General features: G+C 52.7%; 22 protein-coding genes, 1 riboswitch and 1 other annotated feature. Of the genes, 10 read left to right on the top strand and 12 right to left on the bottom strand.

Annotation, left to right across the window (positions count from 1 at the left end; translation table 11 throughout):
• Positions 1–1,072: 1,072 nt before the first annotated feature.
• The 4 genes from M3200_RS09075 to M3200_RS09060 all read right to left on the bottom strand — a co-directional run bounded on the left by M3200_RS09075 (position 1,073) and on the right by M3200_RS09060 (position 3,351).
• Positions 1,073–1,750 (bottom strand): EAL domain-containing protein, encoded by a 678-nt coding sequence (locus M3200_RS09075; protein WP_022383205.1) that lies wholly within the window; start codon positions 1,748–1,750, stop codon positions 1,073–1,075.
• Positions 1,751–1,756: 6 nt separating this feature from the next.
• On the bottom strand, positions 1,757–2,677 hold the full coding sequence (locus tag M3200_RS09070; RefSeq protein ID WP_022383204.1) for a hypothetical protein: 921 nt from the start codon (positions 2,675–2,677) through the stop codon (positions 1,757–1,759).
• Between the two features lie 78 nt (positions 2,678–2,755).
• Positions 2,756–2,986 (bottom strand): hypothetical protein, encoded by a 231-nt coding sequence (locus M3200_RS09065; RefSeq protein ID WP_022383203.1) that lies wholly within the window; start codon positions 2,984–2,986, stop codon positions 2,756–2,758.
• 152 nt (positions 2,987–3,138) lie between these two features.
• The gene (locus M3200_RS09060; RefSeq protein WP_288178265.1) at positions 3,139–3,351 is read right to left on the bottom strand and encodes a hypothetical protein; all 213 of its coding nucleotides are present in this window, start codon (positions 3,349–3,351) and stop codon (positions 3,139–3,141) included.
• Positions 3,352–3,510: 159 nt separating this feature from the next.
• Here M3200_RS09060 and M3200_RS09055 point away from each other — a divergent pair, with 159 nt between their 5' ends.
• Together M3200_RS09055 and M3200_RS09050 are read left to right on the top strand one after the other, a co-directional pair.
• Positions 3,511–4,992 (top strand): hypothetical protein, encoded by a 1,482-nt coding sequence (locus M3200_RS09055; protein ID WP_022383202.1) that lies wholly within the window; start codon positions 3,511–3,513, stop codon positions 4,990–4,992.
• Positions 4,993–5,004: 12 nt separating this feature from the next.
• Positions 5,005–6,552 carry an autotransporter outer membrane beta-barrel domain-containing protein gene (locus M3200_RS09050; protein ID WP_022383201.1) on the top strand — a complete coding sequence of 516 codons (1,548 nt, stop codon included), beginning with the start codon at positions 5,005–5,007 and terminating at the stop codon, positions 6,550–6,552.
• A 251-nt stretch (positions 6,553–6,803) separates the two neighbouring features.
• Here the strand turns inward: M3200_RS09050 and M3200_RS09045 are convergent, their stop codons facing one another.
• Positions 6,804–8,240 (bottom strand): sodium:solute symporter family protein, encoded by a 1,437-nt coding sequence (locus M3200_RS09045; protein WP_022383200.1) that lies wholly within the window; start codon positions 8,238–8,240, stop codon positions 6,804–6,806.
• A 44-nt stretch (positions 8,241–8,284) separates the two neighbouring features.
• Positions 8,285–8,549, bottom strand: a binding site (T-box leader).
• Positions 8,550–8,787: 238 nt separating this feature from the next.
• On the opposite strand from M3200_RS09045, the gene M3200_RS09040 reads away from it, so the two are divergent.
• On the top strand, positions 8,788–9,765 hold the full coding sequence (locus M3200_RS09040) for a metallophosphoesterase family protein (RefSeq protein WP_288178264.1): 978 nt from the start codon (positions 8,788–8,790) through the stop codon (positions 9,763–9,765).
• Between the two features lie 334 nt (positions 9,766–10,099).
• Here the strand turns inward: M3200_RS09040 and M3200_RS09035 are convergent, their stop codons facing one another.
• The gene (locus tag M3200_RS09035; RefSeq protein ID WP_022383198.1) at positions 10,100–10,435 is read right to left on the bottom strand and encodes a hypothetical protein; all 336 of its coding nucleotides are present in this window, start codon (positions 10,433–10,435) and stop codon (positions 10,100–10,102) included.
• 12 nt (positions 10,436–10,447) lie between these two features.
• Positions 10,448–11,524: a S66 peptidase family protein gene (locus M3200_RS09030; protein ID WP_287537586.1), complete on the bottom strand. Its 1,077-nt coding sequence runs from the start codon at positions 11,522–11,524 to the stop codon at positions 10,448–10,450.
• 159 nt (positions 11,525–11,683) lie between these two features.
• On the opposite strand from M3200_RS09030, the gene deoC reads away from it, so the two are divergent.
• Positions 11,684–12,340: a deoxyribose-phosphate aldolase gene (gene deoC / locus M3200_RS09025; RefSeq protein ID WP_022383196.1), complete on the top strand. Its 657-nt coding sequence runs from the start codon at positions 11,684–11,686 to the stop codon at positions 12,338–12,340.
• Between the two features lie 265 nt (positions 12,341–12,605).
• Here the strand turns inward: deoC and M3200_RS09020 are convergent, their stop codons facing one another.
• The 3 genes from M3200_RS09020 to M3200_RS09010 are packed head-to-tail and all read right to left on the bottom strand — an operon-like array spanning position 12,606 to position 13,566.
• Positions 12,606–12,983, bottom strand: a complete 378-nt coding sequence (locus M3200_RS09020; RefSeq protein WP_022383195.1) for a TM2 domain-containing protein — start codon at positions 12,981–12,983, stop codon at positions 12,606–12,608.
• Between the two features lie 10 nt (positions 12,984–12,993).
• Complete coding sequence (locus M3200_RS09015; protein ID WP_022383194.1) at positions 12,994–13,179, bottom strand: hypothetical protein; 186 nt, start codon at positions 13,177–13,179, stop codon at positions 12,994–12,996.
• A gap of 12 nt (positions 13,180–13,191) precedes the next feature.
• Positions 13,192–13,566: a TM2 domain-containing protein gene (locus M3200_RS09010; RefSeq protein WP_022383193.1), complete on the bottom strand. Its 375-nt coding sequence runs from the start codon at positions 13,564–13,566 to the stop codon at positions 13,192–13,194.
• Between the two features lie 180 nt (positions 13,567–13,746).
• Between M3200_RS09010 and M3200_RS09005 the strand changes: the two genes are divergently transcribed.
• On the top strand, positions 13,747–14,028 hold the full coding sequence (locus M3200_RS09005) for a hypothetical protein (RefSeq protein WP_022383192.1): 282 nt from the start codon (positions 13,747–13,749) through the stop codon (positions 14,026–14,028).
• A gap of 92 nt (positions 14,029–14,120) precedes the next feature.
• Positions 14,121–14,393: a hypothetical protein gene (locus tag M3200_RS09000; RefSeq protein ID WP_022383191.1), complete on the top strand. Its 273-nt coding sequence runs from the start codon at positions 14,121–14,123 to the stop codon at positions 14,391–14,393.
• A 1,254-nt stretch (positions 14,394–15,647) separates the two neighbouring features.
• Here the strand turns inward: M3200_RS09000 and uraA are convergent.
• Together uraA and M3200_RS08990 are read right to left on the bottom strand one after the other, a co-directional pair.
• A complete protein-coding gene (uraA, locus tag M3200_RS08995) occupies positions 15,648–16,913 on the bottom strand; it encodes a uracil permease (protein ID WP_022383190.1) in 1,266 nt (421 codons plus the stop codon).
• Between the two features lie 171 nt (positions 16,914–17,084).
• Complete coding sequence (locus M3200_RS08990; RefSeq protein ID WP_022383189.1) at positions 17,085–19,007, bottom strand: TonB-dependent receptor plug domain-containing protein; 1,923 nt, start codon at positions 19,005–19,007, stop codon at positions 17,085–17,087.
• A 92-nt stretch (positions 19,008–19,099) separates the two neighbouring features.
• Positions 19,100–19,293: riboswitch (cobalamin riboswitch) on the bottom strand.
• A gap of 159 nt (positions 19,294–19,452) precedes the next feature.
• Between M3200_RS08990 and M3200_RS08985 the strand changes: the two genes are divergently transcribed.
• The 4 genes from M3200_RS08985 (at position 19,453) to larAH10 (ending at position 23,752) form a co-directional block, all read left to right on the top strand.
• Positions 19,453–20,433, top strand: coding sequence for an ABC transporter substrate-binding protein (locus M3200_RS08985; protein ID WP_022383188.1), 981 nt, complete (start codon positions 19,453–19,455; stop codon positions 20,431–20,433).
• A gap of 44 nt (positions 20,434–20,477) precedes the next feature.
• Positions 20,478–21,569: a M24 family metallopeptidase gene (locus tag M3200_RS08980; protein WP_022383187.1), complete on the top strand. Its 1,092-nt coding sequence runs from the start codon at positions 20,478–20,480 to the stop codon at positions 21,567–21,569.
• 8 nt (positions 21,570–21,577) lie between these two features.
• The gene (gene aroD / locus M3200_RS08975; RefSeq protein WP_022383186.1) at positions 21,578–22,348 is read left to right on the top strand and encodes a type I 3-dehydroquinate dehydratase; all 771 of its coding nucleotides are present in this window, start codon (positions 21,578–21,580) and stop codon (positions 22,346–22,348) included.
• A 96-nt stretch (positions 22,349–22,444) separates the two neighbouring features.
• Positions 22,445–23,752, top strand: coding sequence for an NPN-dependent 2-hydroxyacid racemase, LarAH10 family (larAH10, locus tag M3200_RS08970; protein WP_022383185.1), 1,308 nt, complete (start codon positions 22,445–22,447; stop codon positions 23,750–23,752).
• The last annotated feature ends 321 nt before the right edge of the window (positions 23,753–24,073 follow it).

Raw genomic sequence — 24,073 nt, 5'->3', positions numbered from 1 at the left:
TTATTCATCCCCCAAATTTCCGTGAAGAGCCAAATAATATCCTTCAGAGGAACCTGAAGCTTTCTTGTATAGAAGTGCAGGAACAGAAGAAGCACTGGCAGCGAGGCAAGGCAGAAATCGACATCCCACTCGCCGAAGAATTTCCAGATGGCATCCATGTCCTTCACCTTCTTTCAAAACAAGAGCTTGTAAGGCGGAACCTATGAAGGAGTTATATCAAAATTATATAAAATACATATTCTATACCTATTATAGATTATAAGCATTTGCAAATACAGTGAAGAAAATGCAAGGACATAAAGACTGCCAATCAAAGGGGAAAGGGAAAAGCTTGCCCGAGAAAGACGAGACAGCCTGAAGATAAAAAGAAAAGACTCGTTTTCATCGAAGGAAATCGCGCTTCAAGAAAACGAGTCGATGATATATGAGGAAATCCTGCATTAAAAGAGATTGATTCCCCCTCAACTTCGCCGCGCTTAACATGAGGAAATGGGGAGGGGAGGAGACGGGGTGCTCGAGGGGAAAACAGAACGAAATTGGAAAACAAGCCAGCTTCGCAAAACACCATACGACCGAGCTGACGCTCGCAGAACCTTTTCATATTTTAAAAACCAATGAATACTGCACCCCTTTCTCTGGCAACAGTTAAAAGATAGGCCAGACGCCTTCCCCGCTGGGGCAGGTCAAAACCTTCCGTACCGGCGAGCGCGGCTACTATCAATGGCGATTTAAATGAGTTCACTGTAAATATAAACTATAAAGTGCTCGTTCGATGATATCCATCAGAATCGAAAAAACTGCCCATCGGGGTGGATCCAGCCTATCCTTATACTGACGCTGGTGAAAGGAGTGCAGTTCTTGAGCGATAGCGAGGTTGTATGGTTTTGCATTTGACCTTGCCCTGGAAGGGAAGGTGCCCGACCTCAAATTCTGATGTCGGGCGGATGAGTTGCATTTCGGACAGACGTTAGTCTGGTTTTCCGGTTTTAAATGCTTTCCATTTTTCCAATTTCCCCCAATAAAAAAGGACATGACTCATAAGATAGGGAAGAAGTCATGTCCTTGGAGGGGGCTATTTGCTGTATTTCTGGAGGAAGTCGGGGATGCTGAGGTGCTTGGAGTAGTAGTAGCCCTGAAGGTGGTCGACGCCGAGGGCTTTCATCTTGTCGGCCATTTCTTTTGTTTCTATGCCTTCGGCGGTGATCATGAGGCCCAGGGCATGCATGGTGGAGACGAGGTTCGGAAGGTAGGGGTCGGGATGGCTGCAGTAGTCTTTGACGAGGGAGATGTCGATCTTGATCTCGCTGAAGGGGAGGTCTTTCATGCGGCTGGCGTTGGAGTAGCCGGTGCCGTAGTCGTCGAGGACGATGTCGAAGCCCATTCCCTTGAGGAGGTTGATCTGCTTTTTCCCGTTCGGGTTGAGCGCTCCGTCTTCGATGAGTTCGAGGCGGATGGTGAAGAAGGGGATGAAGTATCTGCGGCGGATTTCGTTCAGGTGGTCGGCAAGGTCGAGGTTCAGACATTGGGTGGGAGCGAGGTTGACGTGGATCCAGTTCATGTTGCAGCGGGTAAGGCCGCCTGCGCTGATGAACTGGCAGGTCTTATCAAAGACCTGATCGTCGAGGGCGTTGATGACGCCGATGGAGTTGGAGAGCTCGATAAAATCACCCGGCGGTATGATAGTGCCGTCGTCGTCACGGAGGCGCGCGAGGGCTTCTGCACCGGTGAGTTCTTCTGTCTTGGCATCCATGAGCGGCTAAAGGAAGATTTCGATGGAGTCGGTTTCGATGGCTTTGCGGAGGATTTTGCGGATGTGGGTCTGGCGCTCGGCGCGCTGTTTGTATTTCTCGTCGACGACGATGTCCTTGTGCTCGAGGGTGTCGATGTCGTTGAAGGCAAGCTCCAGAGATTCGCGGAGTTCGGCAGGGCTAGAGTAGTTGAGGCGGTTGTCGATGTAGCAGCAGCCGATGTCAAAGGAGGCGGATTCGCCTTCCCTGATCCATGGGTCCTTGAATTGCTGATGGATTTTGGCAATGTCCGCATGAATGTCCATGAAGCCCGGGGAAACGATGAGGAAATGGTCGTTATCGAGATAGAAGCAGTATTTCTTCGGAAATTCGTTCCTGATGTATTCGCCGAAATGGGAAAGGTAGCGGTCGACGACGGCGCTTCCATAGGAGACGCGGCACTGGTTGTAGCTGCGGATGGCAAATCCGAAGCCGCAGGCCTGATGGTGTCTCAGCGGCTCTTTCATGAGGAGATTGAAGGCAGCACTGGAGAGGAGGCCGGTTTTCTTGTCCTTGAAGAGGTCCGGGTTCCTGACGGTGATGTAAATACAGGAAACGCCGAGTGTGATGAAGAAGGGCAGGAAAAGAGTCTGCCAGTCGATGGCTTCGAGGATGGTGCCGGCGGCAATCAGGGCGCCGGAGAGGAGGAGGCCGTCGATCTGTTCTTTGTTTTCCTTGATTTCCGATGTAGCCGCTGCGATGAAGCAGAAGACGAGGTAGAAGAGAAAGAATCCATAGAAAGGCACATAGAGGGGTCCCTGGAGGACGCCGAGGTCAGGGTCGATGGTGAAGAAGCACGCATGCCATGGTGTAGTGATGACGACGATGGCCATCACCGCGACGGGGATGGCGGAGAGCGTGAACCATTTCTTGTCGATCCGGTCAGCCATGTGGAGCGTTTCCATTGTGTAGCGGAAGGCGCAGAAAGCGGTCAGGAGGGAGCCTATGTAGTAAAGGACGTTGAAAAGTTAGATCAGCCAGTAGGGCACCTGCTTCCAGTGCGCGCAGACGGCAGCTCCCACGATGCCAAAGAGGATGGTGACGAGGGTCATGACCATCGTGTCCCTGAAATAGAGGGTATCTTTCAGCGGGATTTCGCGGTTCTTCATATAGAAATGAAGGAAAAGAAGGAGGATCGGAATCGAGGCAAGGCAGAAATCCACGTTCCAGTCGCCAAAGAAATTCCAGACCGCGTCCATTTTACTCGCCTTCTTTCTATGACCAGTGCGCAAAAGCAGCGCACGCTAAAACCAGCCGGATATATAAAGAAAGTATAAAACACTTTATCCTATCTTTATTATAAATGAGATTCCTTTGTATCAAAAGGAAATAAGCCATAAAAAAATGTAAATTATTCGATGAAATAAAAGGAAAATTTTATGGCGGTTGGGGGCAGATGGGTAAGTGGAAGAGTGAAGACAGGACGACCTTGCTGCGCTCGAGGAGATGATGTTTTCAGCGCATGCGCGCCACTTTCCCCGGTTTTCTTCTTTCCATCTCGCCCTCGGCTGCGGTTGTAAAGGTGCAATTGGAAAGCACTGTTTTTTCGGATTTCCTGATTCAAAAGTATCCTGCACAAAGTCTCTCAAAATTGTCGTAAAGTCCCATAAAATCTGCCTAAAAGTATACTTTCGGATAATTTAAATCGACCATCTTCCATGTTATATTTTAGATAGGGAATAGTAAGAAAGTGTTTATTTGTCTTCAAGGGGTGGGGATCATCATGGGGAGACGGGATGCTTTATTACGGTTATCGATTATGGCGGCATTGCTGCTCGGCGGGGCGATGGCGCCTGTTTTTGCTGCAGATGTGAAGAATCTGTCGGTGACAGTTTCTTCTGGCACGCAGGCGAATGCGTATGGGGGCTATACGATAGAGGAAGGGGCGAGTGCGCTTCAAAATGCGCTGACTCTTTCCGGCCCGGCGAAGGTGTTGGGGGCGTCTGCAGGAGGCTGGTCGCGCTGGGGGAATGCCGAGTGGAATACGCTGACGATCCGGCTGGATGAAGACGGTCTTTTAGGACCGTCGGACATTGTGGGCGGCGGTGTGGCTGAGTCGGAAGGCGGCGGCGCAGCCGTGCATAATACGGTGTATATAGAAAGCGGCACGGTCGAAGGCACTGTAGAAGGCGGGGTCGCTGTCGGGATCAATGGAGTTGGCGACGGTACCGGTGATGTTTTGTCCAATCAGGTCACCATGAGCGGGGGCACGGTCTATAGTGTTTTCAGCGGTGAGACAGGGGAAGGAAATGCCAATGACAACGTCGTGACGATCAAAGGCAGCGCGGCCGTGACCGGTAAGAGCAACGCGGTCTATGGCGGCTATACGATTGATGGAAACGCTTCCGGGAATATCGTAAACATCGAGGATGATGCGGATATTCATGGCGAGATCATGGGCGGCTATACCCGGGCAGGAAGCCTTATTTCCGGAAATAAAGTCAATGTGACCGGAGGAAATGTAAACGAGAATACGGTGTACGGCGTTTATACGGCGTACGGCGACGTACTGGATAACCAGGCAGTCATCAAGGGGACGGGCCAGGCAGGAAGCAGCGATACCAATTCCGTCTATGCCGGCTTTACCAACATCGGAGCGGCAGCAGGGAATATCCTGTACATTCAGGATAGTGCGGAAATCGCAGGGTCGGCCTTCGCCGGGTATCAGGGCGGTTTCATATCGTCCGAAACGGTCGAGCGCAATCAGGTCTTCATGAGCGGAGGCTCGGTAGGCGGCGATCTGACGGGCGGCGGCAGCAATAATGGCGGAGAGACTCTCAATAACTATGTGGAAATCACCGGCGGCACTGTATCGGGCAATGTATACAGCGGTTTTACGGATTCGGCGGACGCTCTGGAGAATACGCTGACCGTTGCAGGCGGCCGTGTGGAAGGCAGCTTGTTTGGCGGTTACTCCAACACAGGCACGGCGAATGAGAACAAGCTGACCTTCAGCGCGGGCACGGCAAGATCTGATGCGTATGGCGGCTATGCCCAGGAAGGCGCAGATGGAAATGAAGCCGTACTCTCCGGCACGAGTGTACTGGAAGGAAATGCAACAGGCGGATCCTCGGCAAGGGGAGAGGCTTCGGGCAACTCGCTGACCATCAAGGAAAATAGCGAGGTCAAGGGCGATGCCGCAGGCGGCGATGTCTACATGGGTACTATTTCAAAAAATATTATCACCATCCAGTATAACGCCTAGGCAGACGGCAATGTGTACGGCGGCATCCAGCAGATCGACCCGGCGCTGCTGGAGTCGGCGGAAGAGGCCATCGAAAAAATTAACAGCAATACGAATCTGAGTGATGAGGATAAGAAGGCGCGCGTGGCTGCCATCCAGACCCAGCTCGCGCAGATCCAGGCATCCATGACAGGAACGGCTGAAGGAAATGAAGTCACCCTGAACGGCGGTACTGTGGCCGGCAAGACATACGGCGGTTCCGTCATGGGGACGGGTAATGCTGAAGGAAACAGCGTCACGCTGAACGCAGGCTCGGTCAATGACGATATTTATGGCGGCTACGCGGCAAACGGAAGCGCGCTGGATAATACCGTCACAATTAAGGGCGGCACGATTGCGCCTGCTGCCAGCCTCTACGGCGGATACAGCACGACAGAAAGCAGCGGCAACAGCCTCAATTTCTACGTCAAAGATGTCACCGTGAAGAATCTGAAATATTTCCAGACACTCAATTTCTACGTACCCGCCGGTACGACGGCCGGGGAAACGATGCTCGAAGTCACGGACGCAGCAGACGTTTCCGGCGCGGCCATCAGGGCGGCTGTCGAAGATACGACTCAGCTTAACCCCAGTGAGGTCATCAACCTGATCCATACGACGGAAAGTCCGATCCTGACGGAAGGAACGACTTACGGCATGATGGACGGCAAGGACCAGGTGACGGACGTCAACCTTCTGCAGAGGACCGTTGGAATCAAGAAACAGGATGCGAATACCATCGTCCTCTATGTCCCGGGCGACAGTCCGATCACCACGGACCCGGGGACGAAAGTCATACCGGACGAAAGGGAATCCGGCACGACGCTTATCAGCGAAGGCAGCGATCTGGCGGTCAATGAAGGCTTCGAAAGCGCCCTTGCTGCGCACGAGGCAGGCTGGATCGAAGACCACTCCATCAAGGCGAAATTCATCCCTTACGTCGTCCTCGGCGGCCACAACCTGCGCTATGATACAGGTTCTGAAGTCGATTCGAACGGATTCAACGGCGAAGTGGGCTTCGTGAAACGGTCATATCATGAGGATTATATCGATACCATCATGCCGTTCTTTGAATACGGGGATGGAAACTACACCGTCCACTATGAAGACGCCCGCTCCGACGGAGACCAGCACTATATCGGCGGCGGCATCCTCATCCGCCGGGATAAAGACGACGGCTTCCATTACGAAGGCATGATCCGCACCGGTCACCTCGACGGCGATCTCCACGGCACCGTTTCCGGCAATCACATCAGGTACGACACCGATTCCAACTACATCGCAGCGCACCTCGGCCTTGGAAAGACATACGTCCGCGATACGAACGAATACGACCTCTATGGCAAACTGTACTGGGCCCGCCTGGGCAGCGATACCATCCTGATCAAGAATGACCTTGGCAATACCACATATGAACTGGACAGCGTAGACTCCTTCCGCACCAGACTCGGCCTTCGCTGGACAAAGAATAAAAATGAAAGCAAATCCTACTACGCAGGCATCGCCTGGGACTACGAATCCGCAGGCAAAGCCAAAGCATAGCACGGCGACTACAGCACCCCGTCCTCCAGCCTGAAAGGCTCGAGCGCTTTCCTCGAACTCGGCTGGCAGACCAAGGTCACCGAAGAAGATCCATGGGGCCTGGACCTCCGCGTCAGAGGATGGACCGGCAAGAAAAAAGGCTTCACCTACTCCGCGACGATTAGCAGGAGATTCTGAGTAAGCGTGTGCATATATTACGAAAAAAGGACCATGCCTTGTGATTATACTTGGCACGGTCCTTTTGGATTTCTTTATGCTTCTTCCGCAGCGGCCGGTATTTCTACTGGTGTTTCGTAGTCGCGGATGGGTTTTCTTTCTATGAGGCTGACTCCTCCGAAGGTGAGGGCGCAGACAATCCATTCGGCGTAGATGACGTGGGGGAGGATGCGGACGGCGGGGACGAGCATCCAGAGGACGAGGACGGCGATGGAGGCAAGGAGGGTGTAGAGGGCGGCGCTTCTGGAGCAGAGCCGCGGGGCGTACATGGTCATGAGGACGATGACGGCGAAGGCGGTCATGAGGGAGAGGCCGGCCATGAGGGTGGAGATGATGCCGCTGATGGTGAGGGCGAAGCCGAGGGTCAGAAGACCCAGGGCAAGGACGGAGAGGCGGGTGATTTTCATGTATTTCCTTTCCGTCATGGATGGATCGACGAAGCGTTTATGGATGTCGTGGGAGTAGAGGGTGGCGGCGGAGAGGAGCAGGTTGCATGCGGTGCTGACGTCGGCGGCCCAGAGGGAGGCGAGGGTGATGCCTGCGATCCATGGATTGAGCGTCATGATGAGGCGCGGAAGGGCGGTGGCTGCGTTGATATCCGGGTACATTTCAGCGGCGATGACGCCCAGGAGCGCGGAGAGGAAGCCGACGGGGAGCATAATGAGGCCGCCGATGATGAAGCCTTTCTGTGCGGTGCGGACGTCTTTGGCACCGAGGGAAATCTGGATGATGGCCTGGAGGGAGAGGTTCACGGTAATGAGGACGACGATCCAGGTGGTGATGGTCATTCCGCCCACGCCGCTGATGAAGTCGAGGGAGTGGATGGAGGGCATGTGAAGGGCGACGTTCGCCATGCCGCCGGCCAGCTGGACGATGATCCAGGAAGCGACGGTGATGCCGATGTACTGGAGGGTGACGTTCAGGAGGTTCGACTGGCTGGCGGACCACATGCCGCCGATCAGGGTGATGCCGATGAAGACGACGGCGCTTATCAGCATGCCGGTAAGAGGCGTGAAGAAATCAGGAAGGAGAGCCGAGAGGATGGCGCCGCCAGCGACGAACTGGAGGCTCATGATGACGAGTTGGACGAGGATCTGGCAGGCAATCCCTGCGATCATGCTGTTTCTTCCATAGTATCTTTCCAAGAGTTCCGGCACGGTCGTGATGTTCATACGGCGGTACCTTTTAGCGACCGTGAGGCCCATGACAATGGCGCCGATGCCCCAGGCAGCGGTGTACCAGCCGGCCGAGAGGCCCTTCGTGTACGCCTGCTCAGCCACGCCGATTGTAGACGCGCCGCCGACAGCCAGGCCGACCACGGAAACCATGACGAGCGGAGTCGTCAGCTTTCTTCCCGCGAGCACGTAGTTTTCGACCGAACCGGAAGAACGGTACTTCACGTACGCACTGATCAGGAAGAGCACGCCAATGTAGGCGCAGATGATGAGGATTTGAATGAGTGAGTTTTCCATAGCGGGCCTCCTTGAATTAAAATTTCCAAAAAAATATCGCCCCTAATAGGGACGATGAGATCGCGGTACCACCCTGCTTACCCGTATAAATAAAAAAGAGCAATTCCAAGGCTCGAAAATTTCGAGGGACCACCCTGCACATACGGATCAACTTGAACGCCAGCTAACGGGGGCTTCCGGCAAAACCTACTGAAATTTCAGCTCTGCGGTTCGGGAAAGAACTTCACACTGCTTCACCTGCCGGTTTTCACCATCCACCGGCTCTCTGAGAGGCTCCGTAATCCTACTTTTTTCCGTCAATACCTTTTTCTTTGGAAATATGTTGTCTGTATTATACAGGAAATCCGGAAACGCGCAAGTGATTTTTGAAAATTTTTCCGATTTCTTACAGATTAAGCCGCACCATAAAAAATTTTGAGGCACTTCGGGCAGGGCATAAAATCATAAAACAGAGGGGCGGGCATGCGCCTGTCTTCTTAAATCATAGCTTAAATTGTATAATGGAGGTAAATATAGGACGTAGAAAATTATGAAAGAAGGGGTGAAATTGAATAAGAAAATAGGACTCTTTCTGGCGGCCGCAGCCTTTGCCATGACCATTTCCGGCTGCTCTGGCTCCGCCACGAGCGGCAAAGTCGCAAGCAGTGCACCGGACGGACGAGACTATGAGAGAATCGTCGTCATCTCCGACCTCCACTACCCGACAAAGACAGGCACGGACGATCCGGAACTCCGCCAGTATAAAATCGACAACAAGCAGAAGTGCCTTCAGGAAATCAACGGCTGGGACGACGTAGACCTCGTCGCATTCCCGGGCGATATGGTCGCCCTTACCGGCACCATGGACGAGATGAACACCGTCAAAGTCTTCACCGACAACCTGAACAAGCCGAAGGTATTCACCGCAGGCAACCATGAAATCTTCTATCGGGATGTCTTTACAAAAAAAGGCGACGTCATCTCCGCCAGCGAAAGCGTGAAGAAACAGCACCTCGAGAATTACCAGAAGGTCTTCAGCCCCCTGCACAGCACGAAGGAAATGATGGGCTACCTCCTCATCTTCCTCTCGACCGATGACGTGACAGGAAACCTTCCGACAGAAATGTCCAAGGACGAACTCGAATGGTTCAAGAAGACACTCGACGCCAACAAGAAGAAACCAACCATCGTCTTCTTCCACGCCCCGCTGACCGGGACACTGATCCCTTATAACGACAAAGTGGGAAGCCCGAGAAGCTTCGCCCAGCCATCCGCCAAGATCGACCAGATCCTCATTCTGAACCCGCAGATCAAACTCTGGGTCTCCGGCCACACTCACACCCCGCCGACCCAGCCCACATTTGATAACGACATCAACTACTACCACGGAAAGATCCTCGATGTCTACAACCCCACCTGGGACGGCAAGACCATCTGGACCAACTCCCTCTACCTCTACAAAGACAAAATCGTCATCAAAACCTACGACATGGACAAACACGAGACACTCGATAATTTGACGAGAACCGTGCAGATAGATAGGTAAAGGAAAACCGGGGAAAACAGAACGACAGGGAACACAAGAAAACAAAAAAAGACGTGCCGCAAATGGACACGTCTTTTTTGTGTGGAAATGAAACTGCGATGTACTGAGTCCTGACTTTCCAGAGCATCGCCAACACTTGCCTTCCCAGAGCGCCGCTAATACTCGCCTTCCCCGTCTGGGAAGGTCAACACCCTTAAACCTCGCTGCGCTCGTGAAAAATAGGAAATTTTTGCTTATCACTATCTTTATTATAAAAAATAGAATGACAAATGTAGTCATGTAAATAAAAAACTGCAGAAATATATGATCTCCGCAGTTTTTATATTCATTTTCTTTATCGTTTCAGGTAGACTTCGTCCAGTCTGTACATGTAGGCTCCATTTTCGAATGTTACTTTTTCGCATGTGACGTAACTTTCTTCGTTTGTGAAATGTATTCTTTTCGTTTCGCCCGCGAGATCTAAATACTGCCAGGAAGCCGCGCCGTTTTCCGTCTCAAAGAGAACGAAAAGATATGGTGTCAGTGCTGAAACCTCTGCCGGCGCTGATGAAATTCCAGCAAGGATTTCGCCGAGTTCTATGGATCCGCCGTCAGGAAGGCTGGATTTCGGCGTAAATTCCTTGGGAACTGTCGTGAAGCTGTAGTAACGAAGGGGGAATTTCAGTTTCATAATTTCTCACTTTCATTGTTTCAAATAATTCTCATCGATAGACAGTGTCGCACTGCCGTCCTCTTTTGTATCTATCGTTGCTTTGACGCCTAGCGGAAGGAAGAGATTGTTTGCACCATGCCCGATAGGGAGGCCGCGGATCACAGGCTTGCCGGACAGTTTTGCATAGTAGTCGAGAACTTGATCTGTCGAAAACTCCCCGTTTTTGGGACTTGGGCTGTAGAAGTCGCCGAATGCGATAGCAGAAACTCTCTTGAGAAGGCCGTTTTGCCAGAGCTGCTGCATCAGGCGGTCGATGCGGTACGGGTCTTCGCCTGTATCTTCGAGAACAAGAATGTCGCCCTTGCCATCCAGTTCATAAGGAGTTCCGCAAAGAGAGACGACAACGGTCAGATTTCCTCCGATCAAGCGACCGCTAGCTTTCCCGGGCACGACAGTCTTGAGCGATGTACCCTGCGGCATGCGGATTTCCCCGGTGGGCAAACTTCCCGTCAGCCCGTTTTCAAAATTGTAGAGCGTGAAAGGTGTAAAGTTTTCTCCTTTGAAATTGCTGAGCATGGGGCCGTGGATGGTGACGAGATGGCTTTTTTCGCCGAGGGCTGCATGGAGCGCTGTCACGTCGGAAAAACCCACGAAAAGCTTTGGATGTTTTTCAATCATGGAATAATCGAGAAGCGAGAGAAGACGGGCCGAGCCATAGCCGCCCCGGAGGCAGACGATGGCTTTCACGGAGTCGTCTTTGAAGAAGTTATTGATATCTGCAGCTCGCTCTTCGTCGCTCCCCGCGAGATAGCCGTAATCGTCAGTAACCGAGGAGGCCAGTTTCACTTTGTATCCCATTTCTTCCAGGAAATGGATGGCCTGGTTATAATCCGTCATTCCGCCGTGCGTCCCGGGCGCAACGATACCAATCGTGTCACCCGGCCTCAGTGCGGACGGTTTCTCACGCGGGACAGCTGCGTCCCCTGCCGGCGAGAGGTAGGAAGTGACAGTCGGCATGACGGAAGAGTAAAGCGCAGGCAGCGACAATATCATCAAAGCCGCCGCTGCCGCTATATATTTTCTGTGTTTCTTTAGAAAAGAAATCATTTTAAAGACCTTTCTGTTTCTGAGTTCACTAGAAGCATTATACAGTATAGCACGGAAAGGACTGCTTTTATGCATGAGCAGAGAAATTTCATTTCATGTATACTATAAGAAAGAATTCATCAGCATACAAATGCTATTTTCATATTATAAGGAGCCATCATGACATTTGAAGAAATACTGCCTCATGTAGACCATACACTCCTTGCGGCCACGGCGACGAAGGGGGAAATCGAGAAGCTCTGTGAGGAAGCGGAGATGTATCATACGGCGTCTGTCTGTGTGCCGTCATCGTTTGTAAAGGAAATTCGGGAACGTCATCCGGGACTCCGGATCTGCGCTGTCGCAGGGTTCCCGCTGGGAAATATGTCGAAGGCGGCGAAGGTTTTCGAGTCCAGGCAGGCGGTCCTTGACGGGGCGGATGAGATCGACATCGTCCTCCACATCGGCGCGCTGAAAGACGGGAATGCGGAGTACGTCACGGACGAAATCGCGGCGGTCAAAGAGGCGATCGGGGATCATGTGCTGAAGGTCATCATCGAGACCTGCCTTTTGACGGAAGAGGAGAAGATCCTTGCGTGCGAATGCGTCACAAAGGGCGGGGCGGATTATATCAAGACATCGACCGGGTTCTCGACAAAAGGCGCGGATCTCTCGGATATTGCGCTTTTCAAAAAGCACATTGGAAAGAATGTGAAGATCAAAGCGGCAGACGGAATCCATACGAAGAAGGAAATGGAAGACTTCCTTGCTGCCGGATGCGACCGGATCGGCGCCAGCGGCGCGGTGAAGGCGTACTTGAAGGAAAAAGGAATGTAGGAAAGGGAAAGAAAAAAAGAAAAATAGAAAGAGAAAAACCGAAATAACAAAACAAAAAACAGAAAAAGGACTGTCGAAATGATTGAGGATTTCGACGGTCCTTTTTGGTGGGGGAAATTAAATTAAAACCGTACGACCGAGCTACGCTCGAGGGAAAAGTAAAACATGAAAAACCATACAGCCGGCTTGCAGCCTGGGAAACGCTGTATCCGTTTACACCTTTCCTTCCAGGGCAAGGTCAAAGGCAATTCTTCCCTCCGTTTGTTTATTCTTGCGTTTGGTCGGGTTTGATGATTTGAACTTTCATGGTTCCTGTAACTCCCGGATAGAGCTGCCGGGCTTCTGCGATGCACTGGAGGAGGATTTCTTCATTCTTCCTGTCTACCATGCCGGAGATGCGGAAGAGGTCGATGATCCACCAGATTTCTCCGATAAAGCAGGTCCATAGCAGCCAGAAGATAATGTTCTTCACAGGATGGCCGAGATAGAAGTAATAGACGGCGAAGAAGAGCCAGAGGATGTAGGCGGTGGATTTTTTCTTTTCGCGGGCAGCATAAATCTTCACGGCGTAGTCCCTTTGTTTCTCGGGGAGGGCGGCGAGGCGCGCTATTTCTTCTTCGGTCAGGATGTTTCCTCTCGTCATAGTTTCTCCTTTAGAAGAGGCGGCTCTTCATTTTCATGGCGATCCATTTGGCGAGGGCCTGTTTGGCTTCTTCGGGTGCGCCTTCTCTGAGTCTGATGTCGCCTTTCATCCGCTGTTCCATGGTGACGGATGGGTCGATGTATGGTTCGAAGGTTTTATAGAAATTCATTTTTGCGATTTCTTCTGTTAAGTCCATGGTAATTCTCCTTTAGACTTCGTTGTCTATGGTAACGACGTTCTCCGGGCTCATGCTTACGGGGTCGGGGTAGATGCGGACGGCTTCACGCATGCATTCTTCGATGACTTCTTTGTTCCGTTCTTCGACCATGCGGCCGATGTGGAAGAGGTCGACGATCCACCAGACGAAGCCGACGATGACGAACCAGAGGATCCAGAGGACGGTATTCCGCGCGGGGCGGTCGAGGTAGAAGTAGTAGACGGCGCCAACGATCCAGAAGACGTAGGCGAGGGACTTCTTTTTCTCCCGGTTCGCATAAAGTGTCAAAGCGCAGTCGCGCTGTTTTTCGGATAACATGGACAGCACTCTCAGGCTGTCCGGATCGATTCCGGTATCTTGCTGCATGCTCCCGCCTCCCTTACAGAACTTCTTTCTTATATTGTATCATGAAATTTCGAAATAGAGAAAGGGAGGGGGAGGAACACCTTCCTATTTCCTGTATAGGTGCCGGTTCTGTTATATAATAATGGTAAGAGAATTTTTAGAGCGGAAATATAAAATACGTATTTTAAAGGGGGGAAATATATGAAGGGCGGAACGGTCGAGGATTTCGTGGAGTACCTTTATACCTGCCAGAACACAGCATTTATCTACAAGGGCATAACATACTGGTATCAAGGGTATATGCCAAATGATCATACGGTCCATATGGAACTGTATGCATGCAATCCTCCAGATGACAATGATCTCTGGAATCATGACGGCGCGACGATTGATGAAGGCGTGCAGGATCTTCTGAAGGCTCCACTGTTTGATGGAAAAACAATTTTGGAAGTAGAACAGGATATTGAGTGGATCGATTCTTGAGGCAGAACCGTGGGATGTGGCTAAAAAGCCGGAGAAGTGATGGCGAAGAGGAATAGAGTGGCGGAAGCTGGATATTATAGGAGAATCAAGAAATGACCGGAAAGACTTTTACAGAATTTATGGATGATTTGGCCTATAATCCTGAGATGGAGTTCATGTTCAGGGGAGAGAGATACATGATTTCCGGATATCTCACAAGGGATCAGTATACATTGGAGTTATGTAATATTGATACTGATTCGATGCTGTTTACCATGACGTCTGCATTCAGGGACGAATGCGTCTCTGCCTTTGAAAAAGCACGGGTTTTTGACAAACAAACTATTTCTGAGGCTGAGCATGAAATAGAAGTATTGTATGGATGAGGGGATTTAGGAGAACAATATAGAAGGAGCTGCAGAAATGTGGAATCATTTCTGCAGCTCCTTTTTTGTGGGAGGGAGAAAATCGGGAGACAAGGGAAAACAATACGACCGAGCGGGGTTCGAGGGAAATGAGAAAACCGTACAACCTCGCTGCGCTCGAAAACACCTTACAACCGCGATGGAATCGCGGGGAACTACATCTCATTCGTCGCCTTCGGCGCCACCTTCTCCTTTCGGAGCAAGGTTAACACCCTTAAACCTCGCGTTGCTCGATAAAAAACCATACAACCTCGCTTCGCTCGTAGGAACCTTTTTAGATTTTAAAGACCGATGAATAATCAACCCTATCCGCCCGGCATCAGTATCGAGGCTGGGCGCCTTCCCCGTCTGGGAAGGCGAGTTTAAAACAGTACAACCTCGCTACGCTCGAAAACACCTTACAACCGCGATGGAATCGCGGGAACTGCATCTCATTCCCTGGCTCCGCCAGGACCTTCTCCTTCGGAGCAAGGTTAACACCCTTAAACCTCGCGTTGCTCGATAAAAAACCATACAACCTCGCTTCGCTCGTAGGAACCTTTTTAGATTTTAAAGACCGATGAATAATCAACCCTATCCGCCCGGCATCAGTATCGAGGCTGGGCGCCTTCCCCGTCTGGGAAGGCGAGTTTAAAACAGTACAACCTCGCTACCCTACGGGGCGAGCTCTGACACCCTTAAACCGAACTTCGTTCGTGGAAAACACCATAAAACCAGCCTGCGGCTGTAAGAACTTCATCTCATTCGTCGTCTTCGGCGCCACCTTCTCCTTTCGGAGCAAGGTTAACACCCTTAAACCTCGCGTTGCTCGATAAAAAACCATACAACCTCGCTTCGCTCGTAGGAACCTTTTTAGATTTTAAAGACCGATGAATAATCAACCCTATCCGCCCGGCATCAGTATCGAGGCTGGGCGCCTTCCCCGTCTGGGAAGGCGAGTTTAAAACAGTACAACCTCGCTACGCTCGAAAACACCTTACAACCGCGATGGAATCGCGGGAACTGCATCTCATTCCCTGGCTCCGCCAGGACCTTCTCCTTCGGAGCAAGGTTAACACCCTTAAACCAGCCTCTGGCTGATGGAAAACAAGCAAACCTCGCTTCGCTTGCCCATTTCTCCCACGAGAGAACCCCTCTGCTTGGCAGCAAAGGGGCTCTCCCGGTCAATCACGATGTCTATTTAATTATATTACAGCGGGTCTGGGAGATGACGGGTTAGTTTTCGTTGGACATGTGTGTTTTGTCGAAGAAGAGGAAGCAGAGGGAGACGATCATGGCTACTACGGTGGCGAGGCCCATGCCTTTGAGCTGGATGGGTCCGATGCCTACGGTGGCGCCGGAGAGGCCGCTGATCATGGTGACTGCTGTCAGGATGAGGTTTCTGGATTTGGTGTAGTCGACTTTCTTTTCGATGAGCATGCGGATGCCGGATGCTGCGATGAAGCCGAAGAGGAGGATGCAGACGCCGCCCATGACGGGGGTGGGGATGGCGTGGATGATGGCTGCTATTTTTCCTATGAAGGAGAAGATGATGGCGAAGACGGCTGCGCCTCCGATGACCCAGGTGCTGTAGACGCCGGTCATGGCCATGACACCCATGTTTTCACCGTAGGTGGTGTTCGGGGTGGAGCCGACGAAGCCGGAGATCATGTTGGAGAGGCCGTCTGCGAAGAGGGATCTGTGGAGACCCGGGTCTTTGATGAGGTCTCGGCCTACGATGTCGCTGGTGACGAAGAGGTGGCCCAGGTGTTCGGCGAATACGACGAAGATGGCCGGGAGGATCATCATGATGGCGGAGAAGTTGAAGGCCGGCGCATAGAAGGTCGGCGGTGCGAACCATGCGACTTCTTCGATGTGGGTGAAGTCAACGACGCCCATGGCGATCGAGAGGAGGTAGCCGGCAATGACGCCAATCAGGATCGGGATGATGGCGATGAATCCGCGGCCAAGGACGGTAGCGAGGATGGTGACGATCAGGGTGAACATGGAAATAATGATGGCTGTACTTGCGCTCATGCCCTGAGGGTCTCCGATGAAGCCGGACATGCTCATGGCAAGCGGGGCGAGTTCAAGGCCGATGATGGCTACGATGGAGCCCATGGCTGCCGGAGGGAAGAGGACGTCTATCCATTCGACGCCTGCTTTCTTGACGATGAAGGCGAGGAGCATGAAGCACAGGCCGAAGGCGATGAAGCCTCCCTGCGCGTCTGCGTAGGACATGCCTGCGGTCGAGGTGACGGCGAGGACTGGCGAAATGAAAGCGAAGGAGGAGCCGAGGTAAGCCGGAAGTCTCCATTTGCAGATGGTGAGGTAAATCAGTGTGCCGATGCCGTTCATGAAAAGGCAGGTCGCGGGGTCGACGTTCAAGAGGAACGGGACGAGGACGGTCGAACCGAACATGGCAAATAGGTGCTGCAGGCTGAGTGGAATGGTAGGAAGCAGAGGCAGCCTCTCATCTACTTCTATGATGTGTTTTTCCATGAATAGATCCCTCCGTCAGGAATACTGGCTCAGAAAAAAGGAGGCCTTCAGTGTGATCTGAAGAGCCTCCTTCCGTGTTTTCTAAGCGACTGTAAAATTTTATCCCAACTATCTTATACTTTTTCCACTTGGATTGCAAGACCTTTTTAAGGAAATGAAATTAGAAAGGGATTAGAAGCGGTACTGCATGCCGACTTCGTAGTTTCTTCCAGGAGCTGCGAACCAGGTGCCGGACGGACCGTAGCTGGGAGAGGAAGAGCCGATGTTCGTGTAGAACTGGTCGAAGACGTTGTTCACGCGGGCATAGATGGCAGCTTCCTTGGTGATCTTGTAGTCAGCGCCGATATCCCATACCCAGAAGCTGGAGTAATCCTTCATCGTTTTGCTTTCACTGACTCCGTAAGAGCTCTTTGTGGATGTATAGCGGTCCATGACGCCGCGGCCATTGATGTATGCATCGAATTTCTTATCGGTGTAATTCAGGCCTACATTCAGTTCATGCTTCGGCATGTAAACGCGGGAATCGTTTCTGATGTCTCCATCGAAGTAGCTGTAGCCCAGGGTGCCGGAGAGATGATCGGAGAATTTCTTCGTGAGGGACATGTTCACGCCGGTATTGATGGTCTTTCCTGTATTGAGGTATTGGGTGCCCTTACTGGAATAACCCCAGGAGATGAGATTCTTGGCAAACTGGCGGTATACGCTGATGTTTCCGGACAGGGTATCGTCGAAGATATGGTTGGCGCCGAGCTCAACGGTGTAGCCTTCTTCCGGATCGAGGTCCGGGTTAGGTATAGTATGATAATTATCATAGTAAATCTGCATGAGGCTCGGTGCGTTGAAGAACTTCTTGTAGCTTGCATAGTAGTTCGTGTTGTCGCTGATCTTGTAGCCGACGGTAAGGCTCGGTGTGGTGCGGGTGCCGTAGTCCGTATTGTGTTCGACGCGTACGCCAGGGGTGACGTTCCAGCGGTCATTGATGTCCCACTTGTCCTGTACGTAGAAGCCAAAGTTTGTCGCATGCTTGCCCTGCATGCCGGCAACTTCCGCATAGTAAGGAACGGAATCCTGGTAGAGGTCGAAGCCGCCGATGATGGTCTGGCCTTCCATGGTGTAGGTGAGCTGATCGGAAATACCGCGTGTCTTGAGGCGGAGGTCTGTAGTACCAGAGCTGCCTGCATTATTGTAGTCATCCTGGAGATGATAACGGTTCTGGTACATGGAGAGGCGGTTGGTCAGGCGGTCATTGATGCGCGCATTGTACTGGAGTGCGATGCGGTCACTGTCCTTCTTGCCAAAGTCTTTTGTCGGATCATTGGATCCATAGTCAGGACGGGTGTAGTCGGCATTGTATTTTTCATAGGATAATGTGACGGAAGAGTCATTGCCCAGGTCATAGCCGATCTTGCCTGCGAAGGATTCTGCATTGAGATGGTTGATGACATGGCGTCCCCAGCCGTCCTTGAAATTGCCCTGGATCTGTTTATTTGCTTCGATGGTCCAGAAGAAACCGTCCTTATTTCCTTCGTTGTAAAGGCCGTACTTCTCGCCGTCAAAGCTTGCGCGGGAGAGGTCGAGGGTCGTATGGACTTCGCCGTCCGTCGGTTTCTTCGTGATGATGTTGATGACGCCGCCAGCAGCATCGGAGCCGTAGAGCGTGGAAGCAGAGCTCTTCAGGACTTCAATATGATCGACCGAATCCATATTGGTCAGAATGCCCAGCTGCGAATGAGTGCCCATGAGGCCGTTCGTGTTGACGCGCATGCCGTCGACCATGACGACGACGTTGGTCGATCCGTTGATTGTAATCGGATCGGAGAAATAGGTCTGGCTGGAAGAGCCTCTCGTCGCGATAACGACGCCCGGTACCTGCTTCACAGCATCGGCAACGGATTTGTAATGGTTAGCTTCAATGTCCTTGGCGGTGACGACGGAAATGTCGGCGTTCGAATCGATGACCTTTTCCGGTTCACGGTTGGCCGTGACGACGACCTGGTCCAAGGTGTAGACCGGCATGTCCTCTGCATGGACGGTCATGGCTCCTCCTGCTGCGCAAAGAGCGGCCAGTGATGCTGCGATGTACTTCTTTTTCATAAAATCCTCCCTGTGTTTCCCTGTTTTTAGGGGCTTGAAAATAGCCCGGCAGGATGCGCGTCTGTCGGTCGCAGAGAGACGCATCCCATCGGGATCTCACGCATGAAAAGGCAGTTCTTCTGACTTCGCTTCCTCGCTTTCCCCGCCTTCCCGGATTCATCCAGTGGCTTCTTGGGGTCGGCTCAGCGTCACAGCGGCGGGACCGTGGCGGAATCGGAGACCTTCCCGGATCTCCTCACCGCGCTTCTCTATTGCCCTTCGAAGGACCTTTTCCTGCGTACATATTGAAATTACTAAAAGTATTATACTCGCAATTCTTATAAAATAAAAGAATTAACAAATAAAATATTAATAAAAAGAAAGACACCCTTTAATAAAGAAAGCATGAATTCTCATTTTGTGTTATTCTGTGTACAATGAAAGGCAAATGAAGAGAGGAGGACTTATGAAGAAGAAAATCATGGCAGGGGCGGTGCTCCTTCTGGCGGCTTCAATTTTTATTGGCGGCTGCGGAATCAAGAGCGTCAGCACGGACACGGGCGCCGGATACACGGTGACGGATGCGACGGGCAGGGAAGTGAAGATCCCGAAGAAACCGGAGCGCATCATGGGCAACAGCGCTTCAATCGACACTATGATCCTTGGCGTCGTCACGCCGGACAAGCTGATCGCTGCGACGGAAGCGGACAGGGATCCCGCCATTTCCTATATCGCCAATGACACGAAGAATATCAAGATGACGGTGCCGCTCATGGGGCTCTCGATGGAGCTTGTGACCGAGGCCAAGCCGGACCTCATCATCGCCTCCACGTACACGAAGGGCGAGCAGCTCGACCTCTACCGGAATATGGGCATCCCCGTCGTCGTCATCAAGGGGCCGCGCTCGATTGAAGAGGTGGAAAGCGACATCCGCATCATCGCCGCTGCTACGGGTGAAAAGGAAAGAGGCGAGAAGGTCGTCGCGAAGATGGATGAAATGCTCACAGAGTCGGACAAACGTCTGTCCGAGGAGAAAGGAAAGAAACCCGTCGTCTTCCTCGTTTCCCAGATGACGCGCTACGGCGGCCCTGGCTCGATGTTCAATGAGCTCCTCACCCGCGCCAGGCTCGAGAATGCGATCGGACTTGCCGGCGTTTCGAACGGACAGATGATTTCCCCCGAGCAGATCGTGAAGGTGGATCCGGACATGTTCTTCGTCTCGGCGGACCGCGAGTCCGATACGACAGGGGCCTCCCGCTACCGCGACAGTTTCCTTGCAAACCCCGCCATCGCGCAGATGAGAGCGGCCAAGCATATCGTCCCGGTCGACGACCGCTACATTTATGCCGCGTCCCAGAACGCCGTCTATGCCGTGAGGGCGCTCGCGAATGCCGCCTACGGCCCGATTTTCGACATGTCAGGAGAAAAGCAGATCCGCGGCTACTGATGGGATTATAATGTAGGAAATGGGTCTTGAAAGAAGGGGACATTATGGAAAAATATAATAAGGAAAGGCTCGCCCGCGCATCTGAGGCCGTGAGGAAAGCAGGCCTTTCCCAGATCATCGTTTCAGATGCGGCAGCGCTCTGGTACCTGACGGAAGAGGAAATCCATCCCGGTGAGCGCCTGACCGTGCTCGTCATCCCGGCGGATTCTGATCCGTACTGGGTAAGGAACCGCCTTTTCCCGCTGAAGAGCAATGGCATCGCTGACCATCCTTTCGAGGACGGCGAGGACGGCATCGGACTTCTCGCCAGCCTTCTCGCAGATGGCAGGACAGGGGTCGATGGCGTATGGCACTCGGCCTTTCTCCTCGACCTGATGGGAAGGGGAGGAAATCGGACATTCGTGAACGGCTCGCCGCTCATCGACGCGCTCCGCGCTGTGAAGGATGAGGAGGAAATCCGCCGCATGAAGGCAGCTTCCCTCATCAATGACCGCGCTGTCCGACGCATCCGTGATTTCCTCTACCCGGGTGTCACGGAAAAGGAATGCGCCGAAGAGCTTCGGAAGATTTACAAGGAAGAGGGCGCTGAAAGATTCTCCTTCCCGCCGATCGTTTCCTTCGGTGCGCACGGCGCCGACCCGCACCATTCGCCCGACGACACGAAACTTGCCCCAGGCGACTCCGTCCTCTTTGACATCGGCTGCAAGAAGGACCATTACTGCTCCGACATGACAAGGACGTACTTCACGGGAGAACCAACGGAGGAAAGAAAGAAAGTCCATGACACCGTGAGGGAAGCGGGCCTTCGCGCCGAAGCGCTGATCCGCCCGGGCGTCCTTCTGAAGGACATCGACAAGGCGGCCAGGGACTGCATCGCAGAAGTCGGCTACGGTCTATACTTCACGCACCGCCTTGGCCATTTCATCGGCATCCGGGAGCATGAAGCAGGCGAAGTCAGCCCGAATTCTCCTCTTGCTGCCAAGCCCGGCATGATCTTTTCCATTGAACCGGGCATTTACCTTCCGGGCCGCTTCGGCGTCCGGATTGAAAACCTCGTCCTCGTCACGGAGGACGGATGTGAACTTTTGAACCACGAAGACCGCGGCTGGAAAGCCGGTCTCCGTCATGGAAAGTGAGGCGAAGTATGATAAAAATCAGAACGACTGCCATCGGGGAAGGACGACCGAAAATCTGCATTCCCCTCGTTTCAGACAGCACCGAGCTTCTTGCTCTGGAGTGCAAGGACCTTGCCGGTACCCCTTTCGACCTTCTCGAATGGCGCGTCGACTACCTGGCAGCGAGTCAAAATTTCCAGATGGAAAAGAATCTGAAGGAAGGGTATGAAGCCATCAGAAGCGTATTTCCCGATGCCCCGGTTCTCACGACCGTCAGAAGCGAACCGCAGGGAGGCGCCCGCGATTTCACAGAAGCCGAGTACATCGACCTCCTTTCCTTCATCACGAAGGAGCACCTGGGAGACGCCGTCGACATCGAATACGGCCAGGAAGTCTTCGACACGTACGAAATGATCCGCGAAGCTAAGCGCGCCGACATGCCTGTCGTCATGAGCTGGCACTCCTTCGGAAGAGTGATGGGCGTCCGTGAAATCATCGACGTCATTGAAAACATGCAGGCCATGGACGCCGACATCCTGAAGGTCGCCACCATCGTCGAGCATCCGAAGGAAGCTGCCCTTGTCATGTACGCCGCCGCTGAAGCGCAGGAAGAATTCCCGGACAATCCCGTCATCGTCATCGGCATGGGGAAAGACGGCGTCCTGACGCGCACCGCAGGCAATTTCCTCGGCGCACCGCTTACCTTCGCCTCCGGGAAAAAGCCCTCTGCGCCCGGCCAGATTTCCGCAGCCGACATGGACAAAGTGCTGGATATCTTCTACGGAAAGTACGGGAAATAGGAAATTCGAAGATTTCTAAGAAATTCGATTGTTCCTCCTCCTTTTTGGAGTATAATGAAAGAAAATTTCCCTGTAGTGTAGTAAGGAGGATGACCTATGTCCCTGAAAGAATTTAAACTCGCCTACGGCCACGGCACGCAGTCCGTCATGCTGCCGGAAGAACATATCTCTGACGTCCTCGAAGGCGTACCGACGCCCGCCTGCGACGTGAAAGAAGCCACCATCGAATGCATGCGTCATCCGATCGGCGCTGAGCCTCTCCGCGACCTCGTGAAGAAAGGCGACAAGGTCTGCCTCGTCGTCGCTGACATCACCCGCGCATGGAACCGCGCTTCCGAATTCACCGTCCACGTCGTCAACGAACTGAACGACGCCGGCATCCCGGACGACGACATCTACATCGTCTTCGCACAGGGCACCCACCGCGTCCACACCGACGAGGAAAACGTCACCTGCGTGGGCGAGGAAGTCGCTTCCCGCATTAAAATGTACCAGCACGTCTCCACCGACAAATCCATGCTGACCCACGTCGGCACCACGACAAGAGGCACTGACGTATGGATCGACACCCGCGTCGTCGAAGCTGACAAAGTCATCCTCATCAACGCCATCTCCACCCACGACATGGCAGGCTTTGGCGGCGGAAGGAAACTCATCCTCCCGGGCGTAGCCGGCTTCGAAACCGTCCAGCAGAACCACTGCCACGCATTGGGACCCACAGTCGGAAGCGGCCTGAACCCGGACGCAGCCCTCCTCAAAATCGCAGGAAACCCCGTCTCCGAAGACATGCAGGAAGCCTGCGACATGATCGCACCATGCTTCCTCGTCCACTCCGTCATCAATGCAGAAGGGGAAATCTCCTCCATGGTTGGAGGCGACCCCTACAAAGCATGGCTCGAAGGTACCCGTGAAATCTACCGTATGCAGAAAGTACGGATGAAAGCCCAGACCGACGTCACCATCGTCTCCGCAGGCGGCTACCCGAAAGACACCAACCTCTACCAGGGCACCAAGTGCTACACCACCGCCGAAATCGCCACCAAAAAAGGCGGCATCATCATCACCATGATCGAAGCCGAAGACGTCCAGGAACCACCGGCCTACCTCGGCAGCTTCAAATACAAGAACCTCACAGAAATGGAAGAAGGCCTCAGAGCCTGCTTCACCATCCCCCTCTTCGTCGCCTTCGAAAACCTCATCACAGCCATGACACACACCGTCTACATCGTTACCAGGCCCGAGAACTTCGACATCCTCCGCGAAAGAACCCACCAGATCCCGGTTGCCACCGTGGAAGAAGCATGGGAACTCGCCAAGAAACAGCTCGCTGAAGAAGGAAAAGAAGACTACACCATCAACGTCATCTCCCAGGGAAGCGCCATCGTACCATACGTAGAAGAATAAAGAAAGAAAGCAAATAAATTAAAAAAAATTAAAAAAGGAGCCATTGGAAATGAGCAGTCATTCCAATGGCTCCTTTTTGGGTGGGTCTCGCCTTCCCAGACGGGGAAGGTGCCCGGCCCAAATACTGATGCCGGGCGGATAGGGTTGATTATTCATTGGGCTTTAAAATCTAAAAAGGTTCCGACGAGCGAAGCGAGGTTGTATGGTTTTGAACTTGACCTTGCCCTGGAAGGGAAGGTGTCGGCGGAGCCGACGGATGAGTTGTATTTCGGACAGACGTTAGTCTGGGCTTATAGGACATTTCGTGTTGTTTTTATAGTC

It is taken from the genome of Dialister sp. CAG:357, assembly GCF_000435155.1.
Classification (GTDB): Bacteria; Bacillota; Negativicutes; order Veillonellales; family Dialisteraceae; genus Dialister; species Dialister hominis.
Note: the sequence above shows the minus strand (reverse complement) of the source record. Positions and strands in the feature narration are given on the sequence as shown.